We start from the raw sequence: 16,699 nt of genomic DNA, 5'->3' as shown, positions 1-16,699 counted from the left end.
AATAAGGGGGATTGATTATTTAATTGTTGGGCACTTATCCGAATGCCTGGAATAGTCCAGAGCATACATGGCAGAAAGGCTGCAATACTGCGGAATATTAAGGAAACCCAAATATCGTTGCAACTTAGTCACAAATATTTGAATTTCCGGGAAATGGTGCCCCTGGCCCGACTCGAACGGGCACTCCTTGCGGAACTGCATTTTGAGTGCAGCGCGTCTACCGATTCCACCACAGGGGCTCTTTGGCTGTATCGATTGACGAACAGCGAAATCGAGGCTCTGTTAGCGAACAGGCTTTGCGCTGGCAACGGCTTTTTCCAGTGATCGTGCAAGCATCGGCAAATCAATATGGCAAGCCAGCGCCCGCCGTCTGAAAAAGCCAGAGCGGAAAAGCCGCGATAGCCATCAGGCTACCCAGCGGCAACATGCTGTCAGCTGCAACGCTTTTGCCGCGCAGTCGCCAGGATAGTGCAACCAAGATGCCGATCAGGCTGGCACCCAGGAGCACGACTGGCAGCGCCTGCCAGCCCAGCCAGCAGCCGATAGCTCCCAGCATCTTGGGATCGCCGCCACCGAGACCGTCTCGCCTTCTGATCCTCTTATATAGGGCTGCGATGATGGCGAGAGCGGCAAATCCCGTCAGCCCGCCGATCAGGCGATCCTGCAGCGCAGGCTGCACAAGGAAAAATCCAGCCATCAGCCCGGACCCGGCCAATATCACGGTCAAACTGTCGGGTAACCAGTGATGCTTTACGTCCAGCGCCGCGAGCGTCAGCAGAAGCCAGCCGAAAATCGCTCCTGCCAGTCCATCAAAACCGGGGGCCGCGAACAGCGCAAGGCCACCTATCAGCCCTGCGGCAATCTCGATTGCCAGATGATCCGTAGCAATCATTGTTCCGCATTGACGGCATTTTCCCCTTTGGATGAGAAAGCTCACCGCCGGAATCAACTCCCATGCCCGCAGTTGATGCCCGCAAGAATCGCAGGAGGAGCGGCCAGCAAGGACCGAACGGCCCTCGGGCCATCTGAGTGTCAGAGTCGCCAGAAAGCTGCCGATAATCAGGCCAAGAATGATACCGAAAATCGGCAAGAGAAAAGCTGGCAACGGGTGCTCCAAAGAAGATTTCCGGGTTCGATTGGCACGGCCAGCCCCAGCTTTCAATGGCGCATTCAATGGCGCAATTGAAAAAACAAATGGCCGCGCCTATGTGGTCTGCGAGACTCGCGCTTGCTGACCGCGGCGCAACAAAACCAGAAAGGTCCACCCATGTCCCAGTCCGATCCGATCGTCATTCTCTCTTATGCCCGCACGCCGATGGGCGGCATGCAAGGCGCACTCGGGGAAGTCAGCGCGTCGCATCTGGGTGCTGTCGCGGTCAAGGCAGCCGTGGAACGGGCCGGGGTTGCAGGCGCGGACGTCGAGCGTATCTACATGGGCAATGTATTGTCAGCCGGTCAGGGGCAGGCCCCTGCCCGTCAGGCAGCCATTTTTGCAGGCCTGCCGCAATCGGTCGAAGCGACCACGGTGAACAAGATGTGCGGCTCCGGCATGCAGGCCGCGATCATGGGCGCAGAGGCCCTCGCGGCAGGCTCGATCGACATGATCGTCGCCGGCGGCATGGAAAGCATGACCAACGCGCCTTATTTGCTGCCCAAGATGCGCAGTGGCGCGCGCCTCGGCCACACCGAAGCCAAGGACCATATGTTTCTCGACGGTCTCGAAGATGCCTATGAGCCAGGCCGGGCGATGGGCAGTTTTGCAGAGGAAACCGTAAGCGAATATCAACTGACCCGCGCAGCACAGGACGACTTTTCGATCGAGTCACTTGCTCGCGCCAAGGCGGCGGTCGAAGGCGACGCCTTTGATGACGAGATCGTCGCGGTCGAAGTCAAAACCCGCAAGGGCGATGTCACGGTCGACAAGGATGAGCAGCCACTGAAGGGCAATCCGGACAAAATTCCGCAGCTTCGCGCTGCCTTTGCCAAAGACGGAACGATCACCGCGGCCAATGCATCCTCTATTTCCGATGGTGCTGCGGCAATGGTGCTGACCCGTGCGAGCGTGGCGGAAGCCAAGGGCCTGAAGCCCGTCGCCCGGATCGTGGCGCATGCGGCCCATGCCCACGCCCCGTCCAAATTCACCACGGCGCCGGTCTTTGCCATTCAGAAACTGCTCGATAAGGCCGGATGGTCGGTTGCCGATGTCGATCTCTGGGAAGTGAACGAAGCTTTTGCCTGCGTCGCCATGTTCGCCATGCAGGACCTCGGCATCAGCCATGACAAGTTGAACGTGAATGGCGGGGCCACCGCTCTGGGTCACCCGATCGGTGCCAGCGGTGCGCGAATCATGGTGACGTTGATCGCGGCATTGAAAAAGCGCGGACTGAAAAAGGGCGTTGCGGCTTTGTGCATCGGCGGCGGCGAGGCTACGGCGGTCGCACTGGAATTGATCGACTGATCTATTTCAGCGGTTCGTCGCCCCAGATATCCGTCATGCTGATATAGCCCTGACGACCGGTTACATCGAACAGACACCAATTTTTTTCGCATTGGGTCAGACTGCCAACCACGCCTGGTTCGGCGCGCCAGATGATCTTGGCACTGGCATCGGGCAATGCCCGCATGGGAACCGGCTTTCCGCTGGTCGCCAGCACCAGACCGGTGTGGGAGGCGCTAAGCAGACGTGCGTGCATCCAGCCCTGCGTGCCTTCATGATCCTCGACCTTGCGCCAGGACTTGTAGACGGCCAGAACCTTCACCGGTAGCTTCTCCCGCTTGTAGAGCCACATCGTCGGATATTCGGTGCTGGGACCGGTACGCATCCGCGCCTCGGGTTCGTCAATCGAGGCCCAATAAGGCGGCTCTTGTTGCGCCGCAGATGGCGATGACAGGGACAGACCCGAAATCGCAATGAGCATGAAAGCCAGAATACGCATGATGATTGGTTACTCGTTCCCCGATTGACCAAAGCATAGCCCGAAACCCAGGTCCGCTACAAGCGCCGCTTGCTTGACCTGAAGCAAAATTCAGGCATAGCGATTGGTCTATGCAAGACTCACCAGCCCTCTCGAATCCCCGTGTCATCATCACCCGCGAATTGGCGGACTCCAATCAGAGTCGCATGTGCGAATTATTTGATGCGGTGCCCAATTATGCGGACAGGCCCTTTTCCCGCGACGACCTGATTGCGGCGATGGCGGATTGCGATGTTCTCGTGCCCACCGTGACCGATCATATTGATGCGGAAATGATTGAAAATGCACCGGACCGGCTGCGCCTGATTGCCAGTTTTGGTGCCGGTGTCGATCATATTGATCTGGCCGCTGCCCGCGCAAAAAAAATCCTCGTCACCAATACGCCAGGGGTCTTCACCGAAGACACAGCCGACATGACCATGGCCTTGATCCTGTCGGCACCGCGCCGTCTTTCCGACGGCGAAAAGCTGATTCGAAACGGACAATGGGAAGGCTGGAAGCCATCCGGCATGCTCGGTCACTGTATCGGCGGAAAAAAACTTGGCATCATCGGCATGGGCCGCATTGGTCAGGCGGTTGCCCGTCGTGCCTCCGGCTTTGGATTGTCGATTGTCTATCACAACCGCCGCCAATTGCCGCCGGCTGTCGAAGAATCACTGCGGGCCAGTTTTGTCGCCGATCTCGACGAACTGATCCGCGAGTGCGACATCATCTCGCTGCATTGCCCGCATACGGCGGAAACCCATGAAATGATCAATGCCGAACGGATTGGCATGATGAAATCCTCCACCTATCTGATCAACACCGCGCGCGGTGATCTGGTGGACGAGAATGCGTTGATCGAAGCGTTGCAAAACGAGAAGATTGGCGGTGCCGGACTCGATGTTTACCAGAATGAACCCGATATCGATCCGCGTTTTCTCACCCTCAAGAACACTGTGCTGCTGCCGCATATGGGCAGCGCCACCTTTGAAGGACGCGAAGCTTCGGGCGAACGGGTGATCACCAACATTCGCGTATGGGCCGACGGCCATCGCCCGCCGGATCAGGTGCTCGACGGCTGGGTTTAAGCTTTCCGTTGAGTCCCCTCGTGGTCTCGACTAGAAATTCGTCGCAATCTGATTCGCAAGAGCGAGCAGGCATAATAAAATTATAGCTGCGGGGAACATCATGAAATATCCAGTCAAATCCATCGGCTTGCTGTTGGCGGCCAGTTGGGCGGTTTCTCCGCTCCACGCGCAACAGGCCTTTGACCCCGCAACCGATGTCGCCAATAGCGGCGACACGGCCTGGATATTGACCTCCAGTGCTCTGGTGCTGTTGATGACCCTGCCCGGCCTGGCCCTGTTCTATGGCGGGCTGGTGCGCTCCAAAAACTTCCTGTCGGTACTGATCCAGTGCATGGCTGTGGTTGGCATTTGTTCGGTTCTCTGGATTGTCGTCGGTTACACGCTGGCTTTCGGCGGCGTAACCAACGGATTTCTCGGCAATGGCCTCAACTGGATGCTGGGCAATCTGGGTAATGTTAGGCAAGGCACGGCGGTTCCCGAATCTGCTTTTGCCATGTTCCAGATGACCTTTGCCGTAATTACCCCGGCGCTGATGATCGGCGCCTGGGTCGAACGCGCGCGCTTTGGCTGGGTGGTTGCTTTTTGCGCGCTCTGGCTGCTCGTCGTCTATGCGCCGGTGGCCCATTGGGTCTGGGGCGGCGGTTGGCTCAGCAATCTCGGCGTGCTCGACTTTGCTGGCGGCATTGTCGTGCACACGACGGCGGGTGTATCCGCTCTGGTCGTGGCCATCATGCTCGGCAAACGCATGGGCTGGCCCAAAACCCTGATGCTGCCGCACAGCCCTGCCCTGACCGTTGCTGGCGCTGCCATGCTCTGGGTCGGCTGGTTCGGTTTCAACGGCGGCTCGGCGCTGGCCGCAACCGACGATGCATCCTCGGCGATCCTCAACACCCATATTGCAGCGTCGATGGCGGCGCTGGTCTGGATATTGATCGAGAAATTCAAGGTTGGCAAACCGACCGCCGTGGGCGTTGCTACCGGTGCGATTGCCGGACTCGCCACGATCACCCCGGCGGCTGGCTTTGTCGGCCCGGGCGCATCCATCCTGATCGGCGCTGCCGCTGCAATCGTCTGCTTCATGGCCGTCGGCTTGGTCAAAAATGGCTTCAAGATTGACGATAGCCTTGATGTATTCGCCGTGCACGGCGTCGGCGGCATGCTCGGCAGCCTGCTGCTCGCGCTATTCATCGGCAGCGGCTTTGGCGGCACCGGCTATGCAGAAGGCATGGCCTTTGGCAGCCAGTTTGTTGCCCAGCTTATCGGCGTCGGTGCGGTCGCCATCTGGTCTGCGGTCGCCACAGCGATCCTCGGCTTCGGCATCAGCTTCATCCTGCCGATGCGGGTCACCGAGGACGACGAACGCGATGGTCTGGATATTTCCAACCATGGCGAACGGGCGTGGGATCTGGATTAGGCGTTAAAACGCCTTCTCCCTCAAGGGAGAAGGATATTAAGCCTTATGAGCGCAGCGAATTAGGCGCAGTTGGATGAGGGTGCCCTGCTATCGCGGAATAAGTAAACCCTCATCCAGCTTCGACTAGGCAGCAAGCTGCCAAGTCTGCGCAACCTTCTCCCTTGAGGGAGAAGGTTCTTGGGTCGGCGACCAAGTTGTTCGTCATAGCTGCAGATGCAGAAACTGGTTGAAGTCGCTCGACACATAGTCACCGAACGGTTCGCCGTTGCTGAATCCCCGTTTGCGATACAGGCGCAGCGCGGGTTCAAATTCTGCGCCGGAGCCCGTTTCCAGACTCAGCTGCCGATAGCCGCGCTGCCGCGCCTCACTGATTATGTGATCGAGAATGGCCACCCCCACGCCCTTGCGCAGATACCGGGAGTCGGTTCGCATCGATTTGATCTCGCCCGCTGACGGAGACAATTGCTTGAGCGCGCCAATGCCCATCAATTCTGCTGCATCCCAGGCCGTCCACACCGATACATCGGCATGCAGCAATCCGCTCAAGTCGAGCGCATAGACGCTGTCCGGCGGCGAGTTTTCTTGCATTCCGGCGAGATGCGCGGCCAGCAAGTTCTGGACTTGCTGGCTGCTCAGATCATCAAGCCGGATTTCCAACTCAGTCGCCGGTCAATATCCGGTCCACCAACTGCTTTACCGTCGGTACGAAACCGTTGGAATAGAAGGGATCTGTACCGAAATTAAACGCGCCATGGCCGGCAAACATCAGATGTTCCTCGACCGGTGCGCCATGGACGATTTCCTGCAGGCTTTTCTGGATGCAGAAACTGCGTGGATCGGCGAGCCGCCCGGTGCTGTGATTGTCATGATCTTTCCAGGCCGAAAAACCGCAATGCGACAGACAACCCATGCAATCCGCCTGATCCTTGCGGATCATTTTCGACTCTTCCGGCGAAGCGAACACCAAAGTATTGTCCGGTGTCTTCATCGCCATGGTAAAGCCGAGGCCATCCCACTCGCGGGCACGAAGCAGGTCGTTGCGGGTAACCCAGAAATTCTTGCCCTTGATCCCGACATCCAGTTGGTGGGTATGTTCACCCGCTTTTTCTGTCGAATAGGGAATCTGGCGTTCCGATCGCGATTCCAGGCTGCGCAAGAATTCGTTGCGAACCGCGGAACTGTAAAAACCGGTTGGCGAGAATTTGTGCAGGAGAATGTCGCCCTCCTTGATCTTGGTCAGTTCGCTTTTCCAGCTTTGCGGAATCGGGCTCTCTTTGGTGAGCAAGGGCCGTGTGCCGAACTGGAACGCAATCTGGCCGAGCTCTTCGCTATCGATCCAGTTTTCCCAGTCGCGCAAATGCCAGACACCGCCGGCCATGATGATCGGCACGTTATCGGATATGCCCTCTGCGCGCATCGTATCGCGCAGGTCCTTGACCCGTGGATAGGGATCTTCCGGTTTTTTCGGATCTTCCGCATTGGACAGGCCGTTATGACCGCCAGCCAGCCACGGATCTTCGTAGACGACCGCCGCCATCAGGTCCGGAACCTTTTTATAGGCCCGCTTCCACAGTGCCCGGAAGGCCCGGGCGGAGCTGATGATCGGCAGATAATTTACGCCATATTGCTGCGCAATTTCAGACAGCTTGTAGGGCATGCCGGCACCACAGGTAACGCCGGCAATCATGCCTTTCGTCTGTTCGAGCACGCCTTCCAATACCTGTTGTGCGCCGCCCATTTCCCAAAGGACATTGATGTTGATCGCGCCCTTGCCGTTCGAAATCTCATAAGCCTGGGTAACCTGAGTGACCGCACCGTCGATCGCATATTGGATCAGTTCCTGGTGGCGCTCTTCACGCTTCCGGCCATGATAGATTTGCGGGATGACATTGCCATGCTCGTCATAGCTGTCCGCATTGACTGCGGATACCGTACCTATGCCACCAGCAGCAGCCCAAGCTCCCGAACTGGCGTGATTGGTGGCTGCGACGCCTTTTCCACCCTCGATTAACGGCCATACTTCCTGACCATTATACTGGATGGGTTTTAAGCCCTTGAACAATGAAATCTCCTATTTTCCCCAAATGCCGATATAGACGGCGGCGTATAAAAATGCTCGCAAAAACTCTGTTATGAAATTCGTTATTTAGCAGAACCAAAATCGGCGCGCCCCAGCGCGTGGCCATAAAGCAGGCCATAGCGGCCCAGCATCTTGCTTTCATTATATTCCGCCTGCGCCTTGAACCGGTTCTGCATGCCCAGATCTTCTCGCAATTGCTGGTGCTGGACCAAGGTCGTCAGCGATTCGAAAAACCTGCTTTCGTCGCCAAGCGCTTTGATAAAACCCTGATTGGCCTGCGATACCATCATCTTTATATCGCCGACGTCGGTCGCCGCAACCGGCAGGCCGGCGGCCATCGCTTCGATCAGCGAAATCGGAAATTGTTCGCTGTCGGATGACAGGGCAAAAATGTCGAACAGACCAATATAGCGCGCCGGATCGGCGAGAAATCCGGGCATCAGCAATCGATCGCCGAGGCCCACCCGCTGCGCTTCGGCCAGAATCTTTTCTTTTTCCGGTCCTTCGCCAACGATCACCAGGCGGACATTGTCGCCTGCCGCGGCGCAGGCCCGCACCAGTCGTGGAAGATTCTTGATCGCGCGCAGCCCGGCCACGGTGCCGACGACGACCTCGCCTTCGCGCCGGATGAAGCCAGGCAAAGCGCCGCGTTGCGGTTTTTTCTCAAACCGTTTCACGTCAATGCCGTTGGGAATGCGGTGGATTTTCTGCTCGGGCTGCTTCCAGACATCGCTGGCGATTCTTGCCAGTTGCTCGGACGGCACGACCAGCGCCTGGGCAGCGCCAAGGGCAAATTTGCGGAACCAGTTTCTTTTCCAGTTGAGCTTCTTCTGCTCGTCCTCGTTAAACCCGTCCTCATGATGAATCAGCGGCGGCAGACCTTCGATCCGCGAGAATAAAGTCCGCGCCATCACACCATCCATCGACCCCCAATTATAAGACAGGATCAGATCAAACTGCCGGAAATAGGTGACGAAGTCGCGATAGCGCTTCAGCGATGGCTTCCCGGCGAGCGATGGCGCGTCTTCGGGAAACGCCACCGCGATCTTGGGATCAATCGCATCGCGAGCCGACAGGCTGTCGGACTGTGCAGACAAGATGACATGTTCGGCCGCAGAACCGAAGTGGTTCATCAGCCGGACGGCGCGTGCTTCCTTGCCGCCCAGATTGAACGTGCTGTGGAGATGCAGAATCTTTGCTGGCTTCATGCGGTTTTCATGTTCGGCTATAGAGAAAATATTCAGTCAATGCGGTGGAGCAATTGGTTGATCGCGTCAAGCGAGGCCGGTTCCTCCAGCGTCGGGGCGTGGCCCACGCGCGGGACCATGACCAGATCGGCCTTGTCCAGTTTTTCGAGCATCTTCTTGGCAACCTGTTCACTGAACAGGTCCGATAGCTCGCCGCGCAATATGAGCGTTGGAATCTCTTTCATATTCTCCAGTGCATTCCACAAAGCGCCGCTGCCACCGCCCTTGCTGTCGAAAGGCTCGGCGATCTTCATGTCATAGTCCAGCTTGATCCGGCCAGAGCTGTTCATCCGGTAGACTTTCTTGGCGAAGGCAATCCAGTCCTTCAGCGTGAAATCCGGAAAAATATCGCTGCTATTTTCCGCCAAATCGCGCCCGGCGTGGGCCCATGTGTCAAAGCTCCGCCCCTGCCCGACATGGTCGGCAATCCGGTCGAGGCCTTTTTGATCCAGTTCCGGGCCGATGTCATTCAATAGCGCGCCGGCAACCCGCTCAGGATGCATCTTGGCCATGATCATCGTGACGACGCCGCCCAGGGATGTTCCGAAAAAAACCGCTTGGGGTATTTCCAGTTCATCCATCAACATGATGATGTCAGAGACATATTGTTTGGGATTATAGGTGCTGCTGTCTTTGGCATATTCGCTGGTGCCGCGGCCTCGCAAGTCCAGCATGATGATCCGCCGACCGCCGTGAAAACCAGCGCCGAGATGATCGAAATCACGAGCGTTGCGGGTCAATCCCGGGATGCAGATTACCGGCGTTTTACCGCTGTCCGATGGATAGTCGCGGGCGTGCAATTTCAGCCCGTCATCGGATTCCCAGTAAATATCCCGATAAGTTTTTTCTTCGCTCATATTGTGATTGGCCCCTCTTGCCTCTTGCTGCGCAACCGATTAGCCGCCACTGTCTGAAAATGCCATATAAACCGCAATCCGAGCCCGGCAAGACCGACTATCAAGCCGATGTCCAAATCACCCAATTGGGAGAAAAGATTGGCGACCCGGTCGCGCCCGCCGATTTTCCCGACCATATTCTGCGGTTCAGAAATGACCGCTGGGACCAGAGCGTCGGACTGGATAATCTGGATGAGCAGAAATGGATAGATCATTTCGGCAAATTCCAGCCACTGACCGACAATTTGAACCCGCCGTTGGCGCTGCGCTATCATGGCCATCAGTTCCGCAACTATAATCCCGAAATCGGCGATGGCCGGGGCTTTCTGTTCGCGCAGCTGCGCGACCATGAAAACAGGCTCATGGACCTTGGCACCAAGGGGTCGGGGACGACACCGTGGAGCCGGACCGGCGATGGTCGGCTGACCCTGAAGGGTGCGGTGCGCGAAATTCTGGCCACGGAAATGCTCGAAGCCCTCGGCGTCAACACTTCAAAAACATTTTCGGTGATAGAAACCGGCGAGAAATTATCGCGCGGCGACGAACCCTCCCCGACAAGGTCGGCCGTGATGACCCGGTTGAGTCACAGCCACATCCGGATCGGGGCTTTTCAGCGTATCGCCTATGAGAAAAATGAAGAGCTGATGCACCGCCTCGCCCAATATTGCCTCGAAAATTATTATGGCGGCGCGCAGACCGATGACCCCGCAACAGAATTATTCGCCAAGGTTGCGCAGGAAGTGGCTAAGCTGGCCGGTGCCTATATGACCGCCGGTTTCGTCCATGGCGTGCTCAACACGGACAATATCAACATTACCGGCGAAAGTTTCGACTATGGGCCATGGCGTTTCACGCCTTATTGGGAACCCGGCTTTACCGCTGCCTATTTCGACCAGGAAGGACTATATTGCTTTGGCAGGCAACCGGAAGCGCTGCACTGGAATCTGGCTCAATTTGCCAGCGCCCTGCGCCTGATCGCCGATAGCGAACCGTTGGTTGCAACGCTGGAAACCTTCCCGAAGGCCTATGGCACTGCCTTCACCGAACATTTCTGCTGGCGGCTCGGCATCGAGTCCGAGGGTTTTGAAAAGGATCGCGATCTGGTTGTCGCTGCGGAAAAGGGGCTGGCGGAAAAGACCATCCAGATTGACCAGTTTTTCTTCGACTGGGGCAAAACCGAAAATCTCGCGAGAACGGAGCAGGATTCGGCCGAATTTGCCGAATTCCGCACTTTGATCGCCGATCGGACGCGGACGCGCGAGCCGGTCAGCAATTACTGGCGGAAACCAGAACCCTGTTCGATGCATATCGAGGAGGTTGAATCGATCTGGGCCTCCATCGCAGAGGATGACAACTGGACGCCGCTCACAGAAAAAATCAATGATATCCGTGATATGGGCGCCGCTCTGCGCAACGGCTAGCAATTTTCTGCAAGCCAGCGGACATAAGGGAAGAGCGTATAGTGAGGCTTCTCGGCCGTTATCCACTATGGTCTATCCTGAGAGTTGTGCCATATACAATCATTGAACTAGAAAAGCGCAGAAAACAGAGGCCATTTTGAGCGACCTGATATCCATCGAACCAGCAACCGGGGCGACCCTGTGGACCGGCACCAGCGGAGACGCCGACGCTGCTGTTGCCAGCGCGCGCGAAGCATGGCCGGGCTGGGCTGCCACGGCCTTGGTCAAACGCATTGAGGCTGTCCGCCGCTATGCCAATCGCATCCGCGACGGGGCCGATGAACTGGCTGAGCTGATCTCCCGCGAAACCGGCAAACCGCTCTGGGAATCCCGGACGGAAGTTGAATCTGTCGTCAACAAAGTCGATATTTCGGTCAGAGCCTTTGCCGACCGCACACCGCAGCGCCAATTGCCGAGCCCGCCCAATATGCGAGCGGCCTTGCGGCACAAGCCGCATGGCGTGCTCGCCGTGCTCGGCCCCTATAATTTTCCCGCTCATCTGCCCAATGGGCATATCGTCCCGGCTCTGATTGCCGGCAACGCCATTATTTTCAAACCGTCGGAGAAGACGCCGGCAGTCGGTCAATATCTGGTCGATGCCTTTGCCAAGGCGGGACTGCCCCCAGGTATCGTCAATATATTGCACGGTGGTCCCGCAACCGGCAAGCAGCTGACATCCAACGAAGGGCTGGACGGGGTCCTGTTCACCGGCTCGGCGCGAACCGGCATTGCCCTCAATCGCCAATTTGCAACCCGGCCAGACAAGATATTGGCGTTGGAAATGGGCGGTAATAATCCGATCATTGCCTGGGATACCGACGATATTCACAGTGCCGCCGTCCTGATCGTGCAGTCCGCCTTTTTGAGTGCGGGACAGCGTTGCTCGGCAGCAAGCCGGTTGATTGTAAAGGATGCGCTCTATGATCGTATCATCAGGGAGGTGAAACATATTACGGATCGCCTGATCATCGATGAACCCTTTGCTACGCCGGCACCGTTTATGGGTCCGGTCATCGACAATGAAACCGCCGATGGCCTGACCGAAAGCTTCCTTGCCCTGATGAGCCATGGCGGCAAGCCGATCAAACATATGGCGAGACCGATAGAGGGGCGTCCTTTCCTCACCCCTGGCATCATTGATGTCACCGATCTCGATGAACGTCCGGATATCGAATTGTTCGGGCCGATCCTGCAGGTTGTTCGTGTAGCCGACTTTGAAGAAGCGATCGCAGAGGCAAATAACACCCGCTATGGCCTGTCCTCAGCTCTGATCGGCGGTACGCCCCAACAATATGATCAATATTGGTCGAACAGCCGCGCCGGTATCGTGAACTGGAATAAAATGACCGTTGGCGCCTCCTCTGAGGCCCCCTTTGGCGGCATCGGATTATCCGGCAATCATCGACCCAGCGCCTATTATGCCGCCGATTATTGTGCCTATCCGGTTGTTTCAATGGAAGCGGATCAAGCCCGGGCCTCGATCGGCGTCGGACTCAAGGATGAGAACGCTGCCAACCCTGCGGAAACCGCTCCCGCCAAATAGCTGAGCTTAGGCACCCCCAAAAACTTCTGTTTTGAACATACAGGTCGATGCGCGCATATCCCGTCCATGAAAAATATATCAAACAGGGCGCGATCTGCGGGTAAAGTCTATCTGGTCGGCGCCGGTCCGGGAGATCCCGACTTGCTGACCCTGAAAGCGGCAAAGCTGCTGGCACGCGCCGATGTGATCATTCACGACGGCCTGGTCAGCCGCGACATTCTGGATCTGGGATCGCCAACCGCACGATATATATCGGTGGCGAAGAAACGCTCGCTGCACAGCGTTCCGCAGGATCAGATCAACCATATCCTGATCAGCGAAGCGGCGAAAGGCCATGTGGTCGTGCGCCTCAAGGGCGGCGACCCCTTCATTTTCGGACGTGGCGGCGAAGAGGCGGATGATTGTATCGCCGCTGGCGTTGCCGTGGAAGTCGTGCCCGGCATCAGCGCTGCGCTCGGCTGTGCGGCTCAGGCGAGAATGCCGCTCACCCACCGTGATGCCTCGAGCGCGGTTTCCTTTGTCGCTGGCCAATGCAAAGGCCTGTCGGACCAGAACTGGTCCGGTCTGGCCGGAAAAGGCCGCACTCTGGTGATCTATATGGGCGTTGCCAATGCCGAGGCGATTGTTGAAAAACTGATCGCCGACGGGGTGGCACCCGAGTTGCCGGTTGCAGTGCTGGAAAACGGCACCCGCACTGACTTTCGCGCGCTTCGCACGCTGCTGACCGACCTCGGCGACATGGTAAGACGTGAAAATGTTCAGAGTCCCGCGTTGCTCGTGGTCGGCGAAGTCGCCCGATATGGCGATGCCGAAGACAAATTTCGGAAATTTGCGCAAATGGCGGGAGTGGTTGCATGAACATATTGACCGGAAATGATCTCAAGACCGGCGACGTTATCTGGTGGACCGGCCTCGACTGGTCGCGTTTTGTCAAAGATGCTGCCGATGTCGGCGATCAGGGCGAAGCAGTGCTGCACCGGGAAGAAGCGGCCCGCCGGGTCAACGCACCTTATATAATCTCCGCCGAACAGACCGATGATGGCCCGCGACCGGGTCACATCAAGGACCGGGTGCGCGCACTCGGACCGACCGTTCGTCCCGACCTGACATTGAAACCGGCCGATCCCGATGCCGGCGAATGGGTGATCTGACATGTATCAATATGACCAATATGACCAGAAAATGGTCGACACGCGGGTCGAAGAGTTTCGCGATCAGGTGAAACGCCGGCTCGCCGGCGATCTGACCGAGGACCAGTTCAAGCCGCTTCGGCTGATGAACGGCCTGTATCTGCAGCTCCATGCCTATATGCTGCGCGTCGCGGTCCCCTATGGCACGCTGAGCGGCAAGCAAATGCGGATGCTCGGCCATATCGCCCGCAAATATGACCGCGATTACGGCCATTTCACCACCCGCCAGAATATCCAGTATAACTGGATCAAGCTGGAAGACGCCCCTGACATACTTGCCGATCTGGCGTCGGTTGAAATGCATGCCATCCAGACCAGCGGCAATTGCATCCGCAACATCTCCTCCGATCAATTTGCCGGTGCGACGGCGGACGAAATCGCCGATCCGCGTCCCTGGGCAGAATTGTTGCGGCAATGGTCAAGCTTTCACCCGGAATTTTCCTATCTCCCCAGGAAATTCAAATTTGCCGTGATCGCCAGCGACACCGACCGGGCAGCGATGCGGCTGCATGATATCGGCATCCAGCTGGTCCACAATGAAGCAGGCGAACTGGGCGCGAAATTCTTCGTCGGTGGCGGCATGGGCCGGACCCCGATGATCGCGCCGGAAATCCGCGGCTTTGTGCCTGCGGATGAGCTGATCAGCTATGCCGAAGCCTGCCTGCGCGTCTACAACCGCTACGGGCGGCGCGATAATAAATATAAGGCGCGGATCAAGATCCTCGTGCACGAACTCGGCAAGGAAGAATATACCCGCCAAGTCGAAGAAGAATTCGCCCATATGAAGGAATTGGACCTCAATCCTCCGGTTGAAGAGCTAGCGCGGATCACCGAATATTTTCAGGACCCGCCCTATGACCAACAGGCGAGCGATGATCTCGACCTTTCCGATCCCGACTTTGCGCTCTGGGTCGATCAAAACATCTCCGCGCACAAGCAACCCGGCTATGCGATCGCGACGATCAGCCTGAAACCGCGCGGCGGCATCCCCGGCGACGCATCGTCGGCGCAAATCGACCTGATGGCCGATCTGGCCGAGCAATATAGTTTTGACGAGCTGCGCGTCACCCACAGTCAGAATATTGTCCTGCCCTACGTGAAGAAGAGCGACCTTTACGCTCTCTGGCAGACGCTGGATGAGGCAGGATTGGCTCCAGCCAATCTCGACCTGATCACAGACAGCATCGCCTGCCCCGGGCTCGATTATTGCAGTCTCGCCAATGCCCGCTCCATTCCCCTCGCCCAGAAAATCAGCGAGCGTTTTGCCGACCTTGGTCGTCAACGGGAACTGGGTGAATTGAAGCTCAAAATCTCGGGCTGCATCAACGCCTGCGGCCATCACCATGCCGGTCATATCGGCATATTGGGCGTCGACCGGAAGGGCACGGAGAATTACCAGCTGCTGCTCGGCGGATCCGGCGCGGAAGACGCCAGTCTGGCCAAGATCACCGGCCCCGGTTTCGACGAAGATGGCGTGATCGACGCGATTGAAACCGTCACCGATCTCTATCTCGAACAACGCGAGGACGGCGAGCGGTTCATCGACACCTATCGCCGTGTCGGCATGGCACGGTTCAAGGAGGCTATATATGGTTGATTCTATCCGTTTGCGCGATGATGACGTCCATGAAGAACCAGCGGTTTCGCTCGACTCATTTCTAGATCAGTCGAACGCGACTGCCGTCCGCATTGAAGCGGGCGAAGATGCCCGGCAATTGCTGCCCTTTCTTGACCGTCTGTCGCTGATCGAAATCGATTTTCCGGTATTTGGCGATGGTCGCGGCTATTCGGCGGCGCAAATATTGCGCGAGTCCGGCTATACCGGCGAACTGCGCGCCAGCGGCGATGTGCTGCTGGATCAGCTCGCCTATATGCGGCGTTGCGGCTTTGACGCCTTCGCGCCGGATTCACCGATCAATCCTGAGCTGATGCAACAGGCCTTGAGCCGCTACGATCATGTCTATCAGGCAACCTCAGACCAGCGCACCCCAATCTGGAGGCTCCGTCATGGCTGAAGCCGCACGCAAGATTGACACTATCGACGTCCGCCCGGATTACACCCAGGCCGACGCCGATGCACTGAACCAGCGTTTTGAAGGTGTCGATACATCGACCATGCTCAAGACCCTGTTTGACGAACGCCAGTTTGGTGAAGTCGCCGTGGTTTCCTCCTTCGGGACCGAAAGCGCGGTCCTGCTCCATCTCGTCGCAGCGGTCGATTCGACCATTCCCGTGACCTTTGTCGACACGCTCAAAATGTTTCCCGAAACGCTGGCCTATCGCGATACTTTGGTCGGGATGCTTGGCATCAAGAACAGCAATATTGTCGTACCCGATGCGGCTGTTCTGGCAGAAAAAGACGATAATGGCCTGCGCTGGTCTTATGATCCCGATGGCTGCTGCGAAATCCGCAAGGTGGAGCCACTGGCCCGCGCCAAGGCCGGTCTCAACAGCTGGATTTCGGGACGCAAGGCGTTTCAGTCGGTGACCCGCAACAATATCCCGCGGTTCGAGATTGACGAAGGCCGTCTGAAAATCAATCCGCTGGGCGACTGGATCAAGGACGATCTCGAAGCATATTTCGCAAAACATGACCTGCCGCGCCACCCGCTCGAAGCGGAAGGCTATCTCTCGGTCGGCTGTGCCCCTTGCACATCCAAAGTGCTGCCCGGCGAAGATCCAAGAGCGGGACGCTGGCGGGGCTGGGACAAGTCCGAATGCGGCATTCACGAGGATGTGACGCCGGTGCCGGATGCGGATGACAAGGGTGTGAATGATCCAATTTTCTAGCATAGCCTGCTCTTTGAAACAGACATGGCTAGGC

The 16,699-nt window shown here is 57.5% G+C and carries 16 protein-coding genes and 1 tRNA gene; 10 read left to right on the top strand and 7 right to left on the bottom strand.

What is annotated here, in order from left to right; all coding sequences use genetic code 11:
• Window positions 1-154 precede the first annotated feature (154 nt).
• A tRNA-Leu gene (locus tag V7665_RS05760) sits at window positions 155-239 on the bottom strand.
• 104 nt (window positions 240-343) lie between these two features.
• Window positions 344-1,105, bottom strand: coding sequence for a prepilin peptidase (locus V7665_RS05755; RefSeq protein ID WP_335663583.1), 762 nt, complete (start codon window positions 1,103-1,105; stop codon window positions 344-346).
• A gap of 162 nt (window positions 1,106-1,267) precedes the next feature.
• On the opposite strand from V7665_RS05755, the gene V7665_RS05750 reads away from it, so the two are divergent.
• Window positions 1,268-2,458 carry an acetyl-CoA C-acyltransferase gene (locus tag V7665_RS05750; protein WP_335663582.1) on the top strand — a complete coding sequence of 397 codons (1,191 nt, stop codon included), beginning with the start codon at window positions 1,268-1,270 and terminating at the stop codon, window positions 2,456-2,458.
• A gap of 1 nt (window position 2,459) precedes the next feature.
• Here V7665_RS05750 and V7665_RS05745 read toward each other — a convergent pair whose 3' ends face one another.
• On the bottom strand, window positions 2,460-2,936 hold the full coding sequence (locus V7665_RS05745) for an SH3 domain-containing protein (RefSeq protein ID WP_335663581.1): 477 nt from the start codon (window positions 2,934-2,936) through the stop codon (window positions 2,460-2,462).
• 110 nt (window positions 2,937-3,046) lie between these two features.
• On the opposite strand from V7665_RS05745, the gene V7665_RS05740 reads away from it, so the two are divergent.
• Both V7665_RS05740 and V7665_RS05735 read left to right on the top strand, forming a co-directional pair.
• Window positions 3,047-4,045: a 2-hydroxyacid dehydrogenase gene (locus V7665_RS05740; protein ID WP_442955179.1), complete on the top strand. Its 999-nt coding sequence runs from the start codon at window positions 3,047-3,049 to the stop codon at window positions 4,043-4,045.
• 100 nt (window positions 4,046-4,145) lie between these two features.
• Window positions 4,146-5,459: an ammonium transporter gene (locus tag V7665_RS05735; RefSeq protein ID WP_335663579.1), complete on the top strand. Its 1,314-nt coding sequence runs from the start codon at window positions 4,146-4,148 to the stop codon at window positions 5,457-5,459.
• A gap of 201 nt (window positions 5,460-5,660) precedes the next feature.
• Here the strand turns inward: V7665_RS05735 and V7665_RS05730 are convergent, their stop codons facing one another.
• The 4 genes from V7665_RS05730 to V7665_RS05715 form a co-directional block, all read right to left on the bottom strand.
• Window positions 5,661-6,116: a GNAT family N-acetyltransferase gene (locus tag V7665_RS05730; RefSeq protein ID WP_335663578.1), complete on the bottom strand. Its 456-nt coding sequence runs from the start codon at window positions 6,114-6,116 to the stop codon at window positions 5,661-5,663.
• Between the two features lies 1 nt (window position 6,117).
• On the bottom strand, window positions 6,118-7,521 hold the full coding sequence (locus V7665_RS05725) for an NAD(P)H-dependent flavin oxidoreductase (protein ID WP_335663577.1): 1,404 nt from the start codon (window positions 7,519-7,521) through the stop codon (window positions 6,118-6,120).
• A gap of 80 nt (window positions 7,522-7,601) precedes the next feature.
• The gene (locus tag V7665_RS05720; RefSeq protein WP_335663576.1) at window positions 7,602-8,747 is read right to left on the bottom strand and encodes a glycosyltransferase; all 1,146 of its coding nucleotides are present in this window, start codon (window positions 8,745-8,747) and stop codon (window positions 7,602-7,604) included.
• Between the two features lie 32 nt (window positions 8,748-8,779).
• Entirely contained in the window at window positions 8,780-9,643 is an 864-nt protein-coding gene (locus tag V7665_RS05715; protein ID WP_335663575.1) for an alpha/beta fold hydrolase, read from the bottom strand.
• Window positions 9,644-9,702: 59 nt separating this feature from the next.
• Between V7665_RS05715 and V7665_RS05710 the strand changes: the two genes are divergently transcribed.
• The 7 genes from V7665_RS05710 to V7665_RS05680 all read left to right on the top strand — a co-directional run bounded on the left by V7665_RS05710 (window position 9,703) and on the right by V7665_RS05680 (window position 16,665).
• Window positions 9,703-11,103, top strand: coding sequence for a protein adenylyltransferase SelO family protein (locus V7665_RS05710; RefSeq protein WP_335663574.1), 1,401 nt, complete (start codon window positions 9,703-9,705; stop codon window positions 11,101-11,103).
• A gap of 133 nt (window positions 11,104-11,236) precedes the next feature.
• On the top strand, window positions 11,237-12,685 hold the full coding sequence (astD, locus tag V7665_RS05705) for a succinylglutamate-semialdehyde dehydrogenase (RefSeq protein ID WP_335663584.1): 1,449 nt from the start codon (window positions 11,237-11,239) through the stop codon (window positions 12,683-12,685).
• A gap of 66 nt (window positions 12,686-12,751) precedes the next feature.
• Window positions 12,752-13,543 (top strand): uroporphyrinogen-III C-methyltransferase, encoded by a 792-nt coding sequence (cobA, locus tag V7665_RS05700; protein ID WP_335663573.1) that lies wholly within the window; start codon window positions 12,752-12,754, stop codon window positions 13,541-13,543.
• The gene (locus V7665_RS05695; protein WP_335663572.1) at window positions 13,540-13,836 is read left to right on the top strand and encodes a DUF2849 domain-containing protein; all 297 of its coding nucleotides are present in this window, start codon (window positions 13,540-13,542) and stop codon (window positions 13,834-13,836) included. Before cobA ends, V7665_RS05695 begins: the two co-directional genes overlap by 4 nt.
• A gap of 1 nt (window position 13,837) precedes the next feature.
• Entirely contained in the window at window positions 13,838-15,472 is a 1,635-nt protein-coding gene (locus V7665_RS05690) for a nitrite/sulfite reductase (protein WP_335663571.1), read from the top strand.
• On the top strand, window positions 15,465-15,890 hold the full coding sequence (locus V7665_RS05685) for a DUF934 domain-containing protein (protein ID WP_335663570.1): 426 nt from the start codon (window positions 15,465-15,467) through the stop codon (window positions 15,888-15,890). Before V7665_RS05690 ends, V7665_RS05685 begins: the two co-directional genes overlap by 8 nt.
• A complete protein-coding gene (locus V7665_RS05680) occupies window positions 15,883-16,665 on the top strand; it encodes a phosphoadenylyl-sulfate reductase (RefSeq protein ID WP_335663569.1) in 783 nt (260 codons plus the stop codon). Before V7665_RS05685 ends, V7665_RS05680 begins: the two co-directional genes overlap by 8 nt.
• Window positions 16,666-16,699 lie beyond the last annotated feature (34 nt).

It is taken from the genome of Parasphingorhabdus sp., from assembly GCF_036964675.1.
In the GTDB taxonomy this organism is placed as follows: domain Bacteria; phylum Pseudomonadota; class Alphaproteobacteria; order Sphingomonadales; family Sphingomonadaceae; genus Parasphingorhabdus.
This window is presented reverse-complemented; position numbering and strand designations above follow the sequence as displayed.